This window comes from Erythrobacter sp. EC-HK427, assembly GCF_902498745.1.
Taxonomy (GTDB): Bacteria; Pseudomonadota; Alphaproteobacteria; order Sphingomonadales; family Sphingomonadaceae; genus Alteraurantiacibacter.
The window spans coordinates 752,516-769,667 of record NZ_LR701479.1 but is presented as its reverse complement, the minus strand read 5'-3'; the positions used below and the strand labels follow the sequence as shown (position 1 = coordinate 769,667).

Annotated in this window: 13 protein-coding genes; 6 read left to right on the top strand and 7 right to left on the bottom strand. The window is 62.4% G+C overall.

The window, feature by feature from the left end; translation table 11 throughout:
• Positions 1–5: 5 nt before the first annotated feature.
• Entirely contained in the window at positions 6–659 is a 654-nt protein-coding gene (fsa, locus tag GC121_RS03590) for a fructose-6-phosphate aldolase (protein ID WP_151975571.1), read from the bottom strand.
• Between the two features lie 372 nt (positions 660–1,031).
• Between fsa and GC121_RS03585 the strand changes: the two genes are divergently transcribed.
• Complete coding sequence (locus GC121_RS03585) at positions 1,032–2,186, top strand: aldose epimerase family protein (RefSeq protein WP_370513737.1); 1,155 nt, start codon at positions 1,032–1,034, stop codon at positions 2,184–2,186.
• Positions 2,183–3,745, top strand: a complete 1,563-nt coding sequence (locus tag GC121_RS03580; RefSeq protein ID WP_151972795.1) for an alpha-N-arabinofuranosidase — start codon at positions 2,183–2,185, stop codon at positions 3,743–3,745. Before GC121_RS03585 ends, GC121_RS03580 begins: the two co-directional genes overlap by 4 nt.
• Before the next feature lie 15 nt (positions 3,746–3,760).
• Here GC121_RS03580 and GC121_RS03575 read toward each other — a convergent pair whose 3' ends face one another.
• The 3 genes from GC121_RS03575 to GC121_RS03565 form a co-directional block, all read right to left on the bottom strand.
• Complete coding sequence (locus GC121_RS03575; protein WP_151972794.1) at positions 3,761–4,693, bottom strand: Gfo/Idh/MocA family protein; 933 nt, start codon at positions 4,691–4,693, stop codon at positions 3,761–3,763.
• On the bottom strand, positions 4,690–5,679 hold the full coding sequence (araD1, locus tag GC121_RS03570; RefSeq protein WP_151972793.1) for an AraD1 family protein: 990 nt from the start codon (positions 5,677–5,679) through the stop codon (positions 4,690–4,692). The genes GC121_RS03575 and araD1 overlap by 4 nt, the downstream gene beginning before the upstream one ends.
• A gap of 79 nt (positions 5,680–5,758) precedes the next feature.
• A complete protein-coding gene (locus tag GC121_RS03565) occupies positions 5,759–6,766 on the bottom strand; it encodes a family 43 glycosylhydrolase (protein ID WP_151972792.1) in 1,008 nt (335 codons plus the stop codon).
• Between the two features lie 141 nt (positions 6,767–6,907).
• Here GC121_RS03565 and GC121_RS03560 point away from each other — a divergent pair, with 141 nt between their 5' ends.
• Both GC121_RS03560 and GC121_RS03555 read left to right on the top strand, forming a co-directional pair.
• Positions 6,908–7,690: a FadR/GntR family transcriptional regulator gene (locus GC121_RS03560; RefSeq protein WP_151972791.1), complete on the top strand. Its 783-nt coding sequence runs from the start codon at positions 6,908–6,910 to the stop codon at positions 7,688–7,690.
• A 107-nt stretch (positions 7,691–7,797) separates the two neighbouring features.
• A complete protein-coding gene (locus GC121_RS03555) occupies positions 7,798–9,105 on the top strand; it encodes a sugar MFS transporter (protein WP_151972790.1) in 1,308 nt (435 codons plus the stop codon).
• 21 nt (positions 9,106–9,126) lie between these two features.
• Here GC121_RS03555 and GC121_RS03550 read toward each other — a convergent pair whose 3' ends face one another.
• Positions 9,127–11,937, bottom strand: a complete 2,811-nt coding sequence (locus tag GC121_RS03550) for a TIM-barrel domain-containing protein (protein WP_199857737.1) — start codon at positions 11,935–11,937, stop codon at positions 9,127–9,129.
• Positions 11,934–13,559: a DUF5597 domain-containing protein gene (locus GC121_RS03545; RefSeq protein WP_151972788.1), complete on the bottom strand. Its 1,626-nt coding sequence runs from the start codon at positions 13,557–13,559 to the stop codon at positions 11,934–11,936. Before GC121_RS03545 ends, GC121_RS03550 begins: the two co-directional genes overlap by 4 nt.
• A gap of 307 nt (positions 13,560–13,866) precedes the next feature.
• Between GC121_RS03545 and GC121_RS03540 the strand changes: the two genes are divergently transcribed.
• A complete protein-coding gene (locus GC121_RS03540; protein ID WP_199857736.1) occupies positions 13,867–14,733 on the top strand; it encodes a glycoside hydrolase family 5 protein in 867 nt (288 codons plus the stop codon).
• Positions 14,730–15,773 (top strand): glycoside hydrolase family 5 protein, encoded by a 1,044-nt coding sequence (locus GC121_RS03535; RefSeq protein ID WP_234421098.1) that lies wholly within the window; start codon positions 14,730–14,732, stop codon positions 15,771–15,773. The genes GC121_RS03540 and GC121_RS03535 overlap by 4 nt, the downstream gene beginning before the upstream one ends.
• Positions 15,774–15,776: 3 nt before the next feature.
• Here the strand turns inward: GC121_RS03535 and GC121_RS03530 are convergent, their stop codons facing one another.
• Positions 15,777–17,123, bottom strand: coding sequence for a twin-arginine translocation signal domain-containing protein (locus GC121_RS03530; protein WP_199857735.1), 1,347 nt, complete (start codon positions 17,121–17,123; stop codon positions 15,777–15,779).
• Positions 17,124–17,152: the final 29 nt, after the last annotated feature.

Sequence of the window (17,152 nt, the reverse complement as noted above, 5' to 3'; positions counted from 1 at the left end):
CGCTCCTACAAAATCGACTGCCCCGTGCTCGCCCAATCCTTCAGGAAGCCGTCAATGCCCTTGTCGGTCAGTACATGGTTGAACAGCGCGTGGATCACCTTGGGCGGCGCGGTCATTACGTCGGCGCCGATGCGCGCGCTTTCCAGCACGTGGACGACGTGGCGCACGCTGGCGACGAGGATTTCGGTCTCGAACGCGTAATTGTCGTAGATCAGCCGGATGTCGCGGATCAGATCCATCCCGTCCATGCCGTTATCATCATGCCGTCCGACGAAGGGCGAGACGAAGGTCGCCCCCGCTTTCGCCGCCAGCAGCGCCTGGTTGGCGGAGAAGCACAGCGTGACATTCACCATCGTGCCGTCATCGGTGAGCGCCTTGCAGGTCTTCAACCCGTCCACCGTCAGCGGCACCTTGATGCAGACATTGTCCGCGATTCTGCGCAGCACTTCGGCCTCTTTCATCATGGTCGCGTGATCGAGTGCGACGACTTCGGCGCTCACTGGGCCGTCGACAATCGCGCAAATCTCCCGCGTCACCTCCATGAAGTCGCGCCCTGATTTGGCGATCAGCGAGGGATTGGTCGTCACCCCGTCGAGCAGGCCGGTGGCGGCAAGATCACGGATATCGTCCAGTTCGGCGGTGTCGGCGAAGAATTTCATGGTGGGAATCACTTTCGGGCTACTGACCAATGTGCCTCCGCTATAGGCAATCCCGCACGCCCGGCGCCACCCCGGCGGACAGGATTTCCCGCCTTCAATACGCAAAGGCCCGTGCATGGCGTGCAGCCATTGACCGACCAGTCTCAACTTTTCGACTGCGTGCTGCTCTGATAGCGCTAATGCAGGAGAGAATTGTCTGCCCTGATGACTGCCTCGGCAAGTGTCGTTGTGACTTGCCCGGGACACGGCGCGACGCTGGCTAAGGACTTGGTGAGCGGCAACGCCATGGCTCCAGTATGGCCATAGACGGGATTGCCCAATCGCGCATCCACGATTACTCTGACTAATAAAGTCATAAGGGTGGAGGATCGAATGCAAGGGAAATCGGCAGCGTGCGGGCTATGGCTCGCGGCAACCATGATGAGCGCGCCTGCGCTGGCGCAGACCACGGCGGAGCGTCATGCCATGGGGCAGCTTGCGGACGGGACGGCGATCGAGGGTGTAACGCTCTCCAACGATCGCGGCGTACGCGCGACCATCATCACCTATGGCGCAACCTTGCAGGCGTTCGAAGCAAACGACCGGGATGGCAACTTTGCCGACATCACTTTGGGTTTCGACACCGCGGCAGAATATGAGGCGTTCCCGAACTATTTCGGCGTGACCGTGGGCCGCTATGCCAACCGCATCGCCGGGGCGCGCTTCGCGCTTGATGGCGAGGAGTACACGCTCACCGCCAATGACGATCCCAATTCGCTGCATGGCGGCACCACTGGTTTTGACAAGCGCGTGTGGGAAATTGTTTCGGTGAGCGACGGGCCGGTCGCTTCGGTCACGATGGCACTGCGCAGTCCGGATGGCGATCAGGGTTATCCCGGCAATCTGGATGTGCGGGTGACATACACGCTGGACCACGGTGGCGATCTGGGCATCGTGTTCGAAGCGACAAGCGATGCGCCCACCATTGTCAATATGACCAATCATGCGCTGTTCAATCTGGCCGGAGCAGGCTCGGAACGCGATGCCATGGGCCATCATTTGATGATCCCTGCTTCCTCCTATACGCCGGTAGACCAGTTCCTGATCCCCACCGGAGAATTGCGCCCCGTGGCGGGCACGCACTTCGATTTCACCGATTGGCGGCTGATCGAAGCCGGGCTGCGCGATGGCCGTGACGAACAACTGGTGCTGGGGCGCGGCTACGATCACAACTTCGCGCTCGACAAGGGGGTGACGGCGACGCCGGAGCTGGCCGCAAGGCTGGTTGACACGGAAAGCGGGCGGATGCTGGAAGTGCTGAGCACAGAGCCCGGCCTCCAGTTCTACACCGGCAACTTCCTCGATGGCACCGTGCGCGGGCGGGACGGGCAGATCTATCGCATGGGCGATGGCATTGCGCTCGAGCCACAGAAGTACCCCGATGCGCCCAACCAGCCTGCGTTCATTTCCGCGCGGATTGAGGCGGGCGAAACCTATCGCCATGAGATGATTTACCGGGTGAGCATTGTGCCGGGAGCGGGCGAATGACTCGGCGCCCGGCTGTCGCTATCGCCGCCGCGGCTCTGCTGGTGGCAAGCCCTGCCGTGGCGCAGGATGTCACCGTCACCGTGAATACCGAGGCCGAAGGTCCGCATCTCAGCCGCCACCTCTTCGGCCAGTTCGCCGAGCATCTGGGCGAAGGGATCTATGGCGGCGTGTGGGTGGGGCAGGACAGCACAATCCCCAATGTCAGGGGCATCCGCACCGATGTCGTCGAGGCGCTGCGCCACATTCGCGTGCCCAATGTCCGCTACCCCGGCGGCTGCTTTGCCGACGAGTATCATTGGCGCGACGGGGTGGGGCCGGATCGCCGCACGACGGTGAACGCCAATTGGGGCGGCGCGCTGGAACCGAACACGTTCGGCACCAACGAATTCTATGACTTTATCGACCAGATCGGCGCAGAGGCGTTCATCTCGGTCAATGTCGGATCGGGCACCATTCAGGAGGCCGCCGACTGGATGGCTTATATGACCGCCGACGAGCAGAGCAGCGCCGGGCAGGAACGCGCGGCGAACGGCCACCCTGAGCAATATGAAGTGCGCTTTCTGGGCATCGGCAATGAAAGCTGGGGATGCGGCGGGAACATGCGGCCCGAGCATTATGTCGATCTGCTCAAGCGCCACGCGCGGTTTGATCGCAACTACAACGCTGCGCAAACCGGCGAGCGGACGATGGAGCGCGTCGCCGTGGGGCCGAGTGATGCCGATACCCGCTATACCGAAGCCGTGATGGCGGCTTGGGCCGGGCGCGACTGGAGCTGGTCCATCGAAGGCCTTTCGCTGCACAGCTACACCGTGCCGCAATGGCCGCCCTCGCTGCCCAGCACTGAATTCAGCGAGGATGATTATGCGCTGATCCTTTCCACCACCCTCGATATGGACCGGCGCATCCGGCTGCATTCGGAAATCATGGACCGTTACGATCCGGAAAGGGAAGTGGCGCTGGTGGTGGACGAATGGGGCGTGTGGCTGGCCGAGGATCCCGGCACGCAGCAGGGCTTCCTGCAACAGCAGAACAGCTTGCGCGATGGCATTCTGGCTGCGCTCAATTTCAACATCTTCGCCCGCCACGGGGACCGTGTGCGAGGCGCCAACATCGCGCAAATGGTCAATGTGTTGCAGGCGCTGATCCTGACTGATGGCCCGCGCATGGTGCTGACGCCCACCTATTATGTGCACGAGCTCTATCTGCCGATGCAGGATGCGACGCTGGTGCCGGTGGAATTTGACGCGGGCGAATATGTCCGCGGCGCGCTGACTTTGCCGGGCGTAGATGCCATCGCTTTCCGCGATACGACCGGCACCTTGCACGTCGCACTGGTCAATCTCGACCCGCGCGAGGAGCGGGAAATCGCTATCGAACTTGGCGACCGATCGGTGTCGAGCGCGCATGGCCGCGTGATGACGGGCGCAAATGTCAATTCGATCAACACTTTCGATGATCCCGATGCTGTGACGTTGCAGCCGATCAGCGGGCGGGTTTCCGGCGGGCAAGTGACCGTGCAATTGCCCGCCAAATCCGTCGCGGTGTTGGCGCTGCAATAATAGCTGGAGTCCGCGCTATTCGTGGAAAGGCGGGGCGTCTCGCCTTTCCCCGATAGTCAGCGCCTTTTCCACCAACGCGAGTGGAGCCAGATCGATTTCGCTGCGCCCGGCAGCGATACATTCGGCAAATCGCACGTAAAGGTCAGGATATTCGTGGTCTTCGCCTGCCAGCGTCTCGCCATCCACTTGCAGCACGCTGCCGCCTTTGGACAGGGTTAGCACTCCGGCATCGGTTTCCACTGTGATGTCCCATGTCTGCGGGCCGGTTTGCAGGAAATCCATCCCCATCGTGACCGGCACGCCCGATGCTGTCGCCATCGCCACGTCCCCGGCAATCGGCGCAGCGCAATTGGCGGGAATGTCGAGCGTGGCAGAATGGACCGTCAGCGCTTCGGGCAGAATCGCGGTCGCGATGGACAGTGCGTTGATCGCCGGGTCGAACACGCCGAAGCCATCCTGTTCGAAAATCCACGCCTGCCCCGGATGCCACACCCGCACATCCTCGCGCCAATCGATGTGCACGGCGCGGATCGTCCGCCCGTCGAGCCACGCGCGCGCCGGTTCGACCCCGGCAGCAAAGCGGGAATGCCACGCGGCAAAGATCGTCACGCCCTGTTCCTCGGCCAGCGCTGCCAGCGCCTCTGCCTCGGCCATAGTTGCGGCTGGCGGCTTTTCCAGGAGGACGTGCTTGCCTGCTTCCAGCGCCTGCCGCGCCAGCGCAGCACGGGCGCGCGGGGGGCAGCAGACGGCGACAGCATCAACGGCGATATCGCTGGCGAGCAGCCCATCCAGATCGGCAAAATGCGGCGTATTCCCGGCAGGCGGGCTTGTCGGATCGACTGTGGCGACAAGGGCGAAGGTGTCGCTCCCGGCAATCGCGGGCAGATGTTGATCACGCGCGATTTTGCCCAGTCCGGCTATAGCAATGCGAACCGGCGCGCTGCTCACAACGCTTGCACCCGCACGGGCCGCTCCGCCTCGCGCGCGGCATACATCGCATTGCGCAGCGGCAGCGTGAAGGGGTCAGCTTCAATCTCGAACACATCCCCGTCCTGCGTTTGCACGCCATCGGCAAAGCTGGCGGTGGAGGTGCCGAAGAAATGTACATGCACATCGCCCGGGCGGCGGAACAGGCCGTATTTGAAATGGTGGTGCTCCAGATTGGCGATGGAATGCGCCATGTTGGCCTCGCCCGTCAGGAACGGCTTTTCCCACGCAACCGCGCCGCCGCGCATGATGCGCGCTGTGCCGCGCACATCGTGGGGCAAATCGCCGGTCAACAACTCCGCGCCAAGCGAAGCCTGCCGCAATTTGGAATGCGCGAGCCAGAGATAATTGTGCTTTTCGGTCACGTGGTCTGAATATTCATTGCCCAAGCAAAAGCCGAGGCGGAAGGGCGTGCCATCTGGCCCGATCAGGTAAATGCCCGCAATCTCGGGTTCCTCCCCGCCATCCTGCGCATAGGCGGGGCGCTCCAGCGCGCCTTCAGGAGCGACAAGATGCTGCCCCGTCCCCTTGTAGAACCATTCGGGCTGCTGGCCGATGCCATCGCCTGTTGGCTTGCCGCCATCCAGCCCTTCGAGGAACATCCGCATGGAATCGGTCGCCTCACCGCTGGCAGCGGCCTTGTGCATCCGGTCGCGCCCCTCGGCGCTGCCAAGATGCGTGAGGCCAGTGCCCGCCAGAAACAGGCGGGCAGGCTCCGGGTGGTCGATGGGCGGCAACAGCCGACCGGCGGCGAGATCTTCTTGCGCATAGACCACTTCGCCCAACCCTGCCTTCTCCACTGCGCTGGCCAGGGAGCCACCTGCCTCCACCGCAGACAGCGCCAGATTGAGGGTGGAGGCCACGCCTTTGACCACGCGGCATTCGCCATCAACATTGGCGAGAACTTGCCGGGCACCCCAAGGGGCAAGGCGCTGAATGAGAAGCATAGCAAATCCTGTTGGTTTCAATTTTCGGTTCGTTCGGCACCGTCCACCGCGAACACCATTGCTGCCCCCGCCACAAATCTCACCGGAGTATCCCCTCCGCCGTTTGTGCGACCGGCAGGATCAGGCCGTTCTCGTCAAACCGCAGCCGTTCGACCGCTACCGCGCGGCGGCCAAGGCCACCGGGCTGATCCCCGATATCGAGCGTGCCGACATGGTAGAACAGATACCATTCGCCGCCGAATTCGGCGACGCCGGGATGGATGGTAAAGCTGTTGGCGGCAGAGCCGGTAATCTCGCCCCGCCATGTCCACGGCCCTTCGATATCCGGCGCGGTGGCATAGGAAATCCGCTCATCCGGGCTGATCGTGCGGTCCATGCTCGCATAAGCGAGATAATAGGTGTCGCCGCGGCGGAAAATCCATGGCCCTTCCTCGAAATCGGGCAGGTCGATTTGCCGGATGGGCCCGGAAAAACTGATCATGTCATCAGCCAAAGGCGCCATATAGCAATTGGCATTGCCCCAGATTAGCCAGCTTTGCCCGTTCTCCTCGGTCCAGACGGTCGGATCGATATCATCCCAATGATGCGGCCCGTCGGTATCCTCGTTGCGGACCAGCGCGCGGCCGAGCGCGTCGCGGAATGGCCCCAGCGGATTGTCCGCCACGGCAACCCCGATGGCTTTGCCGTGGCTGCCTTGCGCTGGATCATGTTCGACTGCGGTGTAGAACCAGAACCGGCCATTTTTCTCATGCACCTGGCTCGCCCAGGCATCGCGGATGGCCCAGCTGAAATCGGTTGGCTGCATGATCGGCCCGTGATCCTGCCAGGTTTGCATATCCTGTGTGGAATAGGCGAGCCATTGGGTGATATTGAACATCTGCTCCCCGCGCGCCTCGTCATGCCCGACATAAAGATACAGCGTGCCATCATGGACCAGCGGCGCGGGATCGGCGGTGTGGCGGTCCCTGATCAGCGGATTGCCCGTGTAGATGAAGGTGGGAGCGCTGGCAGTATCGTCGTGCGGCATACTGGCGCAGGCCCCTAAAATCAGCGGCACAGCAGCTGCCCACAAAATCTTGCCGTTCATCCGATCCTCCTTCCGCAAGGATTAGTCCGACAATTGCGATTGTCAAACCTCGCTCGCTCGCACGCCAAGCAATTTGACTCTTTGCGGCTTGGTGGAAATAAGTCCAAGAGGTGCGGCTGGTGGTGCAGCCAAGGGAGCTTTATGCCGTTTTCGCGGAGTGCAGGGGATGCAGACGGCAAGCCGGGCGAGCAGGGCTTGCCCGATGAATTTGCCAGCCAGCCCAAGAATTCGGGACGGCGATTCCACGGCGCGGTGGCCAATCTGCTGGGGCGGGCCATCGTTTCGGGCCGCGTTCCGGTGGGAGAGCGGCTGACGGGCGAAATCGCCAATGCCGAAGCGCTCGACATTTCACGCAGTGCCTACCGGGAAGCGGTGCAGGTGCTCGCGGCCAAGGGGCTGGTGGTAAGCAAACCGAAAGACGGGACGCGGGTTTTGCCGCGATCACGCTGGAATATGCTCGATCCCATGGTGCTGGCCTGGGCCTTTGCCGAGGAGCCTGACGCTGCTTTCGTGCGCGATCTGTTCGAACTGCGCGCGGTGGTGGAACCGGCGGTGGCGCGGATGGCCGCAGAACGGCGGACCGAGGCGCAATTGGCCGAAATGCGCGAATGCATCGGTCTGATGGGCCGCAAAACCCTGCACGTGCCCGAGGGCCGTAAGGCTGATCGGCGGTTCCATGCGCTGTTGATTGAAGCGAGCGGCAATCAGGCGATGATTCCGCTCACTGCTAGCATTGCGGCTGCAGTCGATGTGACAACGCTGCTCAAGAGCCGCTTGGGCAGCGGCACTCGCGATCCGATGCCCGATCATATCGCGGTGTTCGATGCGGTCGAGTTGAGAGACGGAGACGGCGCGGCAAAGGCGATGGAGCGGCTGATCACACTCGCGCATGAAGACACCCACGCTGCTATCGCCAAATCCTGATGCTGGAGGATTTGCCAGCCGCGTCCGTCACGCTTGACGGGCAATCGCCATTTCAATAGTCCGACAAAAAGACAGCGGAGAACCGCGATCTGGGGAGGGTTTGGATAATGGCCAATAAAGCCGGCACGTCCGCCGCTGCGGGGAGCACGCCGGAAGGCTTCAATTACAAGCCCGCGCTGGCATTGCTCGCCTCGCTCTTCTTCATGTGGGGCTTCATCACTGTCATCAACAACACGCTGCTGCCGCATCTGCGCAGCGTGTTCGACCTGACCTATACCCAGACGACTTTGATCGAGAGTGTATGGTTCATCGCTTACGGCGTGATGGGGATGCCGAGCGCCTTCCTGATCGAGCGGACGGGTTACAAGAAGGCGATCATTATCGGCCTTTTGGTGATGGCCGTCGGCGCGCTGGGAATGGTCCCGGCGGCGCAAATCCCGTCCTACGGGGTAACGCTGGCGGCGCTGTTCGTCATCGCAAGCGGGATTACTTTGTTGCAGGTGGCCGCCAACCCTTATGTGGCCGTGATCGGCCCTGCGGAAAGCAGCGAGAGCCGCCTGACATTGGTGCAGGCCTTCAACAGCTTCGGTACGTTTCTTGCGCCCTATTTCGGCGGTTATCTCATTCTCAGCCGCACGGTTGGCGGAACTTCGCTCGAAGGAACCGAACTGACCCCGGCGCAGCGGTTGGCGGACGCGCAGGCGACCGAGCTGCCTTACATCATGGTAGCCGTGGTGCTGGTGATTATCGCCGTGGTAATCTGGCGCTCCAGCCTCCCCGCATTGGGCACGGCGACCAACCGCGTGGCGAAGGAAGAGCGCAAGAAGCTCTCGCTGTGGAAGCACCGCAATCTGGTGCTCGGCGTGCCTGCGATCTTCATTTATCTGATTGCCGAAATCGGCGTGGCCAACCTGTTTATCAATTTCGTGATCCTGCCGGAAATCGCCGGGATTACGCCCGCGCAAGCGGCGAATTATCTCGTCCTGCTGTGGGGCGGGATGATGGTCGGGCGGTTTGCCGGGGCCTTCATCATGCGGCGTTTCCCGGCTGATAAAACCTTGGCCGCCTTCGCGCTTTTCGCGATGATCGTAATGATCGGAGCGGCCACGATCGAAGGGCCAGCCGCCATGTGGTGCCTGATCCTCGTCGGGCTGGGGCACTCGATCATGTTTCCCGCAATCTTCGCGATGGGGATCAAGGGACTTGGGCCGCTAACCGAGGAAGGCTCTGGCCTGCTTATCACTGCTATTGCAGGAGGTGCCTTGGTGGTCGTGCAGGGTTGGCTGGCGGACCTTTACGGCCTGCAGAACAGCTTCTGGCTGACCGTCGCGTGCGAGGTCTACATCATCTACTACGCAATGTGGGGCTCGAAGCCCAACGCTCCCGAGCCCGCGCAAAGCGATGGCGGTGCCTGAGCGGCACCGGCCTTCGCCTGCTTAAAATGCCAGCTCTATCGCGTCGCCTGTGTAGGTGACCGACCGCGTGGCGGGCTGGTCGAACACGCCGCCTGTGCCTTCGCCTTCGTGGAGCACCACACCGATGCTCCGGCGCGCGTGCATTCCGGGGAAGTGACCCTCTCGCACACCGATGCTAAGCGTCCGGCTTGCCTCATCCCAGCGCAACGGGATGCGGGCGTGCTCACCGCGCGTATAGCCCATATCGGTGCCTTCATCCTCATACAGGCTAAAGCTGCCATCCGCGCCAGTGAACACATGGATTGTCAAGTCGCCTCCCGTGTCCTGCGCAGTCGATTGTAGCACTGGCCCGGTTGGCACAATCGCGCCTGCGCGCACGAACAGCGGCATCCGCTCGCGCGGGGCGCTGGCGGAAGTCGTCTGCCCGCCTGCGAGCCGCAACCCGCTCGCAGCATCGATCCATGACGTGCCTGCGGGCAGATAAACCAACCGCTCCCGCGCCGAAAATGCGGTGACTGGCGCCACCAGCAGCGACGGGCCGAACAAATAGGTATCGTCAATGTCCCACACCGCGCGGTCGGCTTCAAAATCCATTACGAGCGGGCGCATAATCGTACCGTCATCGTAATGCGTGCCCGCCGCCACGGTGTAGATATACGGCACGAGCGCATAGCGCAGGCGGTGGTAATAGGTGAGGCTTTCCAGCATTGCCGGATCGTCCGCCGCGATGATCGGCGTTTCGCGATAGGGATACTCACCATGGCTGCGGAAGAGCGGGCTGAACGCGCCGAACTGGAACCAGCGCGTGTAAAGCTCGCGCCATTCGGGCAAATGCGCCGGATCTTCCTGACTGTAACGGCTTTCCAGCGCGAAACCGCCAATATCGTGCGTCCAGTGCGGCACGCCCGCGAGGCTTAAGTTGAGTCCGGCGCTGATCTGCTCGCGCAGATCATCCCAGCGCGCAGCCACATCGCCAGACCACAGAGCAGCAGAAGCGCGCTGGATGCCGCCAAAGCCGCTGCGTGTAAGGATAAAGGGGCGTGTATCGGGCTGCGCTGCACGCAGTCCCTCGGCCACGCCTTCGGCATGGGGCAGTGGGTAGGCATTGAAAATCGCCGCGCCCGGAACGCCGGCGGCGGGGCTGGTCATCTGGTAAGCGCGTTCCTCTACCGAAAGGTTGGAATGCCAGTCCGGCTCGGTCGCATCCATCCACCACGCATCAAAGCCGAGCGGCAACAGCGTATCGCGCATTTGCCGCCAATAGATCGCGCGCGCTTCGGGTGTGTAGGGATCGTAGAAAGTGTTGGCATAGCCTGGCCCGACCCAATCAAGCTGGCCCGCTTCCAGTGGACGCTGATAGAGGTAGCCGCCCGCCGCCAGCTCCTGCGCGTGCCGCGTTGTCGGATAGAATTTCGGCCACACCGAAATCATGATCCGCGCATCCTGCGCCTGCACCTCGCGCACCATGCCTGCAGGATCGGGAAAGCGGGCGGGATCGAAGCAGTGGCAACCCCAGCCATCTTCCGGCCAATAGAACCAGTCTTGCACGATATTGTCGATGGGAATGCCCGCCGCACGGTAATCGCTCAGAACGCCCAGCACTTCGTCCTGCGTCTGGTAACGCTGGCGCGATTGCCAGAAACCGAAGGCCCATTCGGGCATCATGGGCGCATTGCCGGTGAGGCGGCGATAGCCTGCAATCGCGTCGTCCATTGTCGGTGCTGGCACCACGTAGTAATCAATCGCCTGCCCTGCCTCGCTGGCGAAGCTGACCGAATGGCGGTCCGCTTCCGGCAAGGGATCGGCGTGTTCGAGCGCGATGTAACCCTGGTTCGGCACCCAATCGAGGCGCAGTTCCACTGGCTCGCCTGCGGTCAATTCCAGTTCGAAATTGTGGTACCACGGGTTCCAGTTCTGCCGCCAACGGCTGAGCACCTCTTCACCGTCGGCGGTGAGGATGACATAGCTGGAGGAATACAGGCGAAACTTGTGCGTGCCGCTCACTTCCGGCGTGAAGCGGCCCGTCCACACGACCCGCTGCTCCTGCACCGCATTGCCCGCGGTGTTCTGCCCGGTGGTCGCTGCTTCGACAGCCGCGGTCGCTTCGGCAGGCCAGCGGGGGCGGTCGCGCAGATATTGGTAATCGACAGTCTGTTCCTGCCGCGAAACCGCGAGGGCGTCGCCCAGATAATAGTCCGCCTGCCAATCGAGTGTGAGCCTGCCATACGGCTCCGGGTCGCCAACGCGGGTGATCGAATTGTTGTCCCACAACAGCCCGTAACCGCGCGTCGAGACCAGATAGGGAATGGCAATCGCCATATTGTGCTGGGCGAGCTCTACGTCTTCGCCGTTATAGTTCATTTGCCGGTTCTGGTGCTGGCCAAGGCCGTAAAGCCCTTCATCGGTGCCGCGATTGAATTGGACCCGTGTGGCGAACCATTGCTGGCCTTCCAGCTCGACCGGTGTGATCGTGCGCGCCTGCGCATACTCGTCCAGCAGCAATTCGCCTTCGCGGCCATAGACCACCAGTCGCCCGTCAGACAACTGCACCATCGCCGTGCCGCCCGTTGAAACGAGGCTGGCCCAGGCGCCGTCAGTGGAAAATTGCGCCGCGCCGTCAGCCTCGGCAATCACCATCAGACTGTCTGCGGCACCCTCCACGTCGCCCGCCACAGTGACACGAAACGTGCCATCGGCAAAGGAGAGCACACGAACCTCTTCGCCCGCTGCCGTTGTCACCAGCATCCCGTGCGCGATCGGTTCCGCCTCCTGCGCCATCGCGGCAGTGGACATGGCCAGCAGGCTGGCAGCGGCGGCGAGTGCGCGTTTCATCGATAAGTCCCCATCTCCACGCGGAGCCAGATGGGCTGGTCTCCGAAATTGAATCCATAGTCGATCTGGTCGCCGTTCCAGCGGCGCCGCATGATCCATTCCCCGTTTACAAAACTGCCTTCTTGCGCCTCGAGCAGTTGCGCGTGTTCGCCCGCTTCGGCCTGCGCGAGATCGAATTCGATCCGGACGTGGCGGCCAGTGACGAGGAAGGTATCGGCATCCAGCTGCGCCACCAGCGCCCCGCCCACTGGCGCTTCTGCCAAGGGATGCGGATCGCTTTCGAGCCAGGTCCACTCGTCCTGCCCGAATTGCCAGCGGGCATATTTGGCGGTGAGTTGCCAGCGGCCCATCGTGTGCGTTTGATCGGAGCCGTCATTGCCCCTCGCCGTACCCCAGGTGGGATAGGCCATGGCGATCCGCGCCCAATCACTTCCGGCGTCGGCAAGCAATCGATACGGCGCGGAAAAGGCAGCCAGCGTGTCTTCGTCCAGCGCAGTCGCGCCGAGCGGGTAATTCGAATAGCCGGAACGGTCCATGCCAAAGGGCGAAAACAGCACCGCACCCCGGCCAAGCGCGGGCCAGATGAACCGGGCATATTCCGGCGCGTTGCCGATTTCGGGCACCAGCAGCGGCCAGTCATCGGCAGCGTAGTGATCCAAAAATGCGGCCACGGCATCAGCATCGCGGGTGTAGATGTCCGGGCCATAGGCATCAACGCTGGGAGCGGCGATGCGCCAGATTGGCAGCGCATTCCAGTTCGGCCCGCCCGATGGCCCGATATTGCCCGCCTCGTCCGTGTAGGGATCGCCCAGTGCGGCATTGACGAGGATCGGCAGTTCCCAATGCGAGAGGCCCGCCTGCGCCACCTCCTCGACATAGCGGGCCATGTACCAGCTGGTGAAAAATTGCTCCGCACGAGGGCCAAACGCCGCTTCCCAGCTTTGCCGTGTGATCCCCAAACCTTCGGCCAGTTCCTGCGGGATCGGCCCGGCAAACTGCGTGGCGGCTTCGGGCGCATGATCGCGGGCAAGATCATAACTGCCGATCTCGTTCTGCACCTGCACCATGATGACCGTGTGCTGCGGATCATGCCGTGCCAGATGCTGCATCACCTGCGCGAAGGCGTGGGCATCGGCAGCGCGTGTGGCGGCGCTGTGTGGCGACAAGGCATAGTGCGCGCGCCCGTCGAGATGGCGCATCCGGGGGAAGCGCGCGCCATCGGTTTTGACCCACTGGGGCGCATACGCGGCGGACGTATTCTTGAATGCGCCATACCACAGCAGCACCAGCCGCACATCGTTCGCCCGCGCTTCGGCCAGCAATGTATCGAGAAAGGCAAAGTCGAAGTGCCCTTCCTCCGGCTCGACCTGCTCCCATGCAATCGGCATCAGTAGCGTATTGGCCCCGATCTCGCGGACAACCGGCCAGACCGTCTCAAGCATGGCCGGATAATTCGAACTGTTATTGGCCTGCACCCCCAGGGCTAGATAGGGAACGCCGTCCACGATCAGCGCCGGATGCTCCCGGCCTTGGACGAAATGCGGCGCCTGTGCCGACAGCGATGTCGGCAACAGCAAAAGCATAGCCGTCGTGGCCGCCGCGAAATCTCGATACCCCAACATCCTCTCCAATGTTTGCGCTACCATCGCAAAACTGGCAAGCAATGCAAGCGGCTTCGGGATCGGGCGGGGGCACGCTGGCGCAGCGATGGGCTGCGACCACAGAACAATTGACCGCCCGAGATTGCCAAAAGAGGAGATGATGACGATGCGATGGCTTGCTGCTTTCTTGCCCCTGTGTCTGGCGTTTTGTCTGGCTTTGGCGGCGTTACCCGCCGCTGCACAATCGGCTGATGTTGCTGTCACTCAAGCGGCGCCGGAGGGAAGCCCGGTCGCGCGGCACGGGGCGCTGTCCGTTGAGGGCAACCGCGTGGTCGACGCATCGGGAGAGCCGGTCACCTTACGCGGCATGAGCCTGTTCTGGTCCCAATGGGAGCCCGAATATTATTCGCGCGAGACAGTCGATTGGCTGGTCGACGATTGGCGCATCACCGCCATCCGCGCCGCGATTGCGGTCGCGCCGGAAGACAGCGCGCTCACCGAATATGACCGCGAAATGGCGAAGGCGCGGATCGTTATCGACGCTGCCGTGGCGAATGGCATTTATGTCATCATCGACTGGCACGCGCATACGCAGCACCCTGCCGAAGCCAGCCGCTTTCTGTCACAAATCGCGCGCGAATACGGCCACTTGCCCAACATCATTTACGAGCCGTTCAATGAACTTTTGGCCGAGGGCGTCGAGTGGACGCGCGATGTGCGACCTTATCATATGCAGGTGATCGGAGCGATAAGAGAGGTCGATCCGGACAATCTCGTGATCGCCGGATCGCCCTTCTGGAGCCAGCATGTCGATGTCGCCGCGAGCGATCCCTTGCCGTTCACCAATATCGCCTACACACTGCATTATTACGCGGCGACGCACAGGCAGGAACTGCGCGATCGCGGCGCTCTCGCGATGGAGCGCGGCGTGGCTCTGTTCATCACCGAATTCGGCACCGTTGAAGCGACGGGCAATGGCGAGCTTGATCTGGCCGAAAGCAACGCCTGGTGGGACTGGGCTGAGGCAAACGGGATCAGCTGGCTCAACTGGTCGATTGCCGACAAAGACGAAACCAGCGCTGCACTTCGCCCCGGTGCGCCGCCATCCGGCTGGAGCGACGAGGACCTGACCGAGAGCGGGCGATTGCTGCGGGCGCGGCTGCGCGCTGCGGCAGAAGCGGAGGGGTATCGGTGAGGGGCCTCGCTGTACTTGCGGCGCTTGCGGCAAGCGGCTGCGCGTCGCTCCCTGCCAGCCCGCCGCTGCTCGATTTGACCGGGCACTTTACGCCCGCCCCCGCAGCCGTGCCGACCGCGCATCCTCCGCTCGCGCTGGGAAAATGCGTCAACCTCTCCAACATGCTCGATGCGCCGCGTGAAGGCGAATGGGGCAGGGCGTTTGAGGATGCCGACATCGATCGCATCGCCGACATGGGTTTCCATTCCATTCGCCTGCCAGCACGCTTTTCCGCGCACGCGGCGGACGCTCCGCCTTACACCATTGATCCTGTCTTTATGGAACGGGTGGCGCATATCGTCGATCTGGCGACCGCGCGCGGTTTGACGGTGATTGTCGATCTGCACCATTACGAGGAAATCGTTGAAGACCCTGCGGGCCACACAGCCCGGCTGGCGGGAATGTGGCGGCAGATTGGCGCGCGCTTTGCGGATTATCCCGATACTGTGGTGTTCGAACTGCTCAACGAACCGCACAATCGGCTGGGTGCTGAGAACCTGCTGGAGACGATCTTGCCTGCCCTCGCCGAAGTCCGTCGCAGCAATCCCACACGGCTGGTGATTGTCGATGGGCCGGAATGGGCGGGGCTGGATACGATGCTGGAAAGCCCCTTTCCCGATGATCCCTATGCAGTGCCGACCTTCCATTATTATTCGCCCGTGAATTTCGGCTTTCCCGAAGCCAATTGGCTTACCCCGCCAAGCCGCGACTGGTTCGGCAGTGCAGACGATCTGGCCCTGATCGAAGGCGATCTCGCCAAGGTAGAGGACTATATCGCGCGCACCGGTCGGGTTCCATTCGTTGGCGAATATGGGGCATGGGTGACGCGCCCATTGCCAGCGCGCGAGGATTATTACGAAGTGCTGAGCGAGGCGTTCGCCTCAATTGGGGTCGATAGCTGCGCCTGGGGTTATACGAACACGTTCGATCTGTGGGACAGCGCCAGTGGCCAATGGCATGGCGATATCGCCCGGCGGATTGCCGCACCCGTCCGGGACTAGGCGCTACCCCGTTGCGAAGGTGCGCGCATGGGACTCCACCAGCGCGAGCATATTCGCGTCGGAATCGAAATTGCCGTACCAGCCTTGGGGTTCGTGCATCGGATCGCCCATATATTGGTTATCCCCGTTCTGATACCGGAAGTCGGCATGGCGCGCGCGGGCTTCACCGTTCCACGCCCAGAAATTGGTGCCCGCAACCGGCCCGCCCGTGCCCGCTGCATGCGCCTCTGCGGCCTCATAGATCACGCGGTAATAGCGCTCGCGAAAGCTGGTCGGCGCGTCTGGTGAATAGAGTTCGCCATCGCGCGGGAAGCCGAATTCCTCGATAGTAAGCGGCTTATCGGCGGCATTGGCAAGGCGGATATGGCCAGTGAGATAATCGGCCACCAGTTCCCGCCCGCGCGGCCACGTGCCTTCCAGATTCCGCCCGTCAACCCAGCCCCAGTTGAGCGGCCAGATATGCGCGGTCAGGTAATCGATATTGCGGTGCGCGCGGGTAACGATGGCTTCATCACCATTGGCCCCCTGGGTTCCCTCATGCCCTAGGGAAACGAGATGGTTGGGGTCATTTTCGCGGATGATCGCTGCGGTGGTATCGATCCAGTCATAGTAATGCGGCAATGCAGCGGTGATCCCTTCGGGAGTGCCGCCGGGGCGCGGTTCGTTGGCGTGCTGCCACGCCATGATCGCCGGATCTTCGGCATAGGGCACGCCGGTGACCGAATTCACCCGCCGCACGATCGTGCGGACATAATCGTAATACCCATCCTTGGCCTGATCGTTGGAATAGAACGCGCTCACCGCATCGGGGAAAGCGGGCCACGGATGGGCAGGATCGTTCATGTCCATATAAGTGCCCGTGGCCCAGGCGAGGCGATTCATCATCCCGCCGGACCATTCCCAGAAATTCGTCAGCGCCAGTACCGCTGTCATATTCCGTTGGCCGATTTCCGCCATCGCGACATCAAGCCCTTCGAGCAGCACGGTGTTGAGCGTTCCATCCGCGCGCACAAATCCGGGGCGGATGGAATTGTTGACCGGGCCTTCCTCGCCACTGGCCATGATCCGCAGATTGGTGATGCCGAGTGCCTGCATCCGGTCCAATTCGCGCCGCAACCGCGCGCGGTTGCCATAGTCTGCATCGGCCCCCAGCCACGCCAGATACCATGCATTCGCGCCGACAAAGCGATAAAGCTGCCCGCCGCGCATGAGCGCCCGGCCTTGGACCGAGACGAAACCTTGCGAAGCGGCGGCTGGTCTGGTCTGAATGCAGCCGGGGAGGGCGGAGACAGCAGCGGTTGCTGCTGCGCCCTGTAACACGGCTCTTCGCGAAAGATTGAATATGCCCATGATCCTGCGCCACTCCTTTCCCAGTCATA